The organism is Caulobacter sp. 17J65-9, from assembly GCF_010975005.1.
In the GTDB taxonomy this organism is placed as follows: domain Bacteria; phylum Pseudomonadota; class Alphaproteobacteria; order Caulobacterales; family Caulobacteraceae; genus 17J80-11.
This window is the reverse complement of sequence record NZ_JAAIVC010000266.1, coordinates 1-2,932: the sequence shown is the minus strand read 5'-3', so window position 1 is coordinate 2,932 and position 2,932 is coordinate 1. Positions and strand designations below refer to the sequence as shown.

At 73.0% G+C, this 2,932-nt stretch carries 1 protein-coding gene; it reads left to right on the top strand.

The features are described from left to right. A partial coding sequence (locus G3573_RS21035; RefSeq protein ID WP_205598419.1) for a M16 family metallopeptidase occupies positions 1 to 2,771 on the top strand: 2,771 nt, incomplete at its 5' end. Between the last annotated feature and the right edge of the window lie 161 nt (positions 2,772 to 2,932).

The following is a 2,932-nucleotide window of genomic DNA, read 5'->3' as shown; positions in this document are numbered from 1 at the left end:
GCGTTCTCGGGCCGGTACCAGCGGTCGTAGAAGCCGCGCAGGCGCACCCCGGGCGCCGCGGCGTGCTGGCCAACGGCCTGCGCTATGCGGTCATGCGCAACGCCACGCCCAAGGACGGCGTGTCCGTCCGCCTGGGCGTCGACGTCGGCAGCTACGAAGAGACCGACGCCGAGCGCGGCTACGCCCACTTCGTCGAGCACATGGCCTTCAACGGCACGCGCAACGTGCCCGAGGACCAGATCGAGGAGCTGTTCGCGCCCATGGGCGTCGCTTTCGGGCGCGACCTGAACGCCGGGACCGACTGGTTCGCCACGAGCTTCCAGCTGGACCTGCCCGACAGCCGCGCCGAGCCGCGCGCCATGGCCCTGCGCTGGCTGCGCGACGTGGCCGACGGCCTGGACTTCAACGACGCGGCGGTCGTGCGCGAGCGCGGCGTGATCCGCGCCGAGGGGGACACGCGCGACGGTCCCGGCATGCGCGTCTGGCGCGCGGCCAGCGCCTTCCGCGGCCCGAACCTGCGCTCGACCGCGCGCGAGCCGATCGGCACGCCGGAGAGCGTCGCCGCGGCGACCGGGGTGCGCCTGCGCGGCTTCTACGACCGCTGGTACCGGCCCGAGAACGCCGTCGTGGTCATGGTCGGCGACCTGCCGCTGGAGACCATGGAAGCGGAGGTGAAGGCCGCCTTCGAAAGCTGGAAAGGGAAGGGGCCCGCGCCCGTCCGCGCGCCGATCCCGCCCTTCGCCTCCAAGCGCGGCGTGGACGCCCTGGCGATCTCCGAAACGCACCTGCCGACGGCGGTGTCGGTGTGCCGGATGCGCGCGAGCGATCCCCAGGACATGGACGAGATGGCGCGGCTGCGCCGCCAGACCAGCTCGGACCTGTGGCGCAGCATTCTCGACAAGCGCCTGCTGACCCTGCGCCAGCGGCCGGAAACCGCCGTGGCGGGCGCCGCCTCGGGCGTCGACGACCGCCGCGACGCCTGGGCGGCGTGCGTCGAAGCGACGGCGGTGGGCGACGACTGGAAGACCGCGCTGGGCTCGCTCGAGACCGAGCTGCGCCGGTTTGCGGCCGACGGCCCGACCGAACGCGAGGTCGAGTCCGCGATCGAAGAGATCCGCTCGCGCCACCGCGGGTCGGTCAGCGAGGCCCCGACCCGTAGCTCGTACGGCCTGGCCGGCGACATCCTGGGCGCCGAGCTGGACGGCGACACCTTCGTCACCCCGCGTGAGGCCATGCGGGTGTTCAATCTCGCCGTCGAGGGCGTGACGCCCGAGACGATCAAGGCGGCGTTCGATCGTGACTGGTCCGGCGCCGGCCCGCTGGTGACCCTCAACACGCCCGAAGCGCCGGCCTCGACCGCGCTGGCGGACGCCTGGCGCGCGGCCGAGAAGGCGCCGGCGATCTCGAAGTATGTCGACCACGACACCGCCGCCTGGGCGTACTCGACCTTCGGGCCGACCGGAAAGGTGGCGAAGCGCGAACCGGTGGCGCTGGGCGACTACGTCCGCTTCCGGTTCCAGAACGGACTGGTGCTCAACTACAAGAAGACCGACTTCGTGAAGGAAGGCGTGCAGGTGCGGCTGAGCTTCGGCGCCGGCCGTCACGAACTTGGCCGCGCCAACCTGCCGACCGCCGCGCTCGCCTCGGCGGTCCTGCCGCTGGGAGGCCTCGGCCGACACAGCGCCGACGACCTGAACGCCATGTTCGGCAACTCGTCGTGGGGCGCCGAGCTCGGCATCGGCAACGACTCCTTCGTGCTGTACGCCGGCACCAACCGCAGCAGCCTGGAAGTGCAGATGAACGTGCTGGCGGCCTTCGCCAGCGATCCGGGCTTCCGCGACACCGTCGACCAGATGCTGCCGACCGCGGTCGAGGCGACCTACCGGGCCTACTCCGCCGCGCCGGGCACGACGGCGTCGGACGCCATGGCCCGCGCCATCGAGCCGGACAGCCCGTCGGTCATGCCGGACAAGGCGGTCCTGCTGCGCCTGCGCAGCACCCAGATCGCCGAGATGTTCAAGCCGGCTCTGACCCAGTCGCCGATGGAACTGACCATCGTCGGCGACGTGCCGGAGTCGGAGGTCCTGCGCATGGTCTCCGCCACCCTGGGCGCCCTGCCGGCGCGCAAGGCGGTGGACCGCTCGCGCCCGGACGCCTGGTTCCTGCGCTTCCCCGAAACCCTGCCGGGGCCGGTCCGGACGGTCCACGACGGGCCCGCCGATCAGGGCATCGCTCTGGTCGTCTGGCCGCTGTACGTCGCCTCGCCCGCGCGGCGGAAGGAAGAGTACGCGCTGGGCGTGGTCGCCGAGATCCTGGCCGAACAGCTGCGCCTGCGCGTGCGCGAGCGCCTGGGCATGACCTATGCGCCGGAAGTGTCGACCGCCATGCCCGACAACGCCGACCAGGGCATGCTGGTCGCCGCCGTCGAGGCGCGTCCGGGCGACCTGGACGCCGTCGTGGCCCAGGTCCGTGAAGCCGCCGCCGCCCTGGCGCGGGGCGAGATCACCGCCAAGCAGCTCGAGGCCGCCCGCACGCCCATGCTGGCCCAGATGCGCACCGACCTGGCCAGCAACGAGCTGTGGGTCGCCGCGCTGGACGGCTCGGCGAACAGCGACGAGGGCGTCAAGGAAGTCCTCGACTACGCCGCCATCATGAACAGCCTGACCGTCGACGACCTGCGCGCGGCCGCCGCCACCTGGCTGGAGCGTCAGCCGATGGTCGTCACCTCCGTATCCGCCGCCGCCGCGAAGCCCACCCGCGTCGCCCGATGAAGTCTGCCTCCATGTCCCGTCCCGTCGCCGCCGCCGCTCTCGTCTTCGGCATGGCGAGCCTGCCCGCCCACGTCCTGGCCGCGCCGCGCGCCGCGGCCGATCCGGCCGTCGCCTGCGCCGACCGCGAGATGGACGCCGCGCCGCGGGTCGCCGCCTGCGAC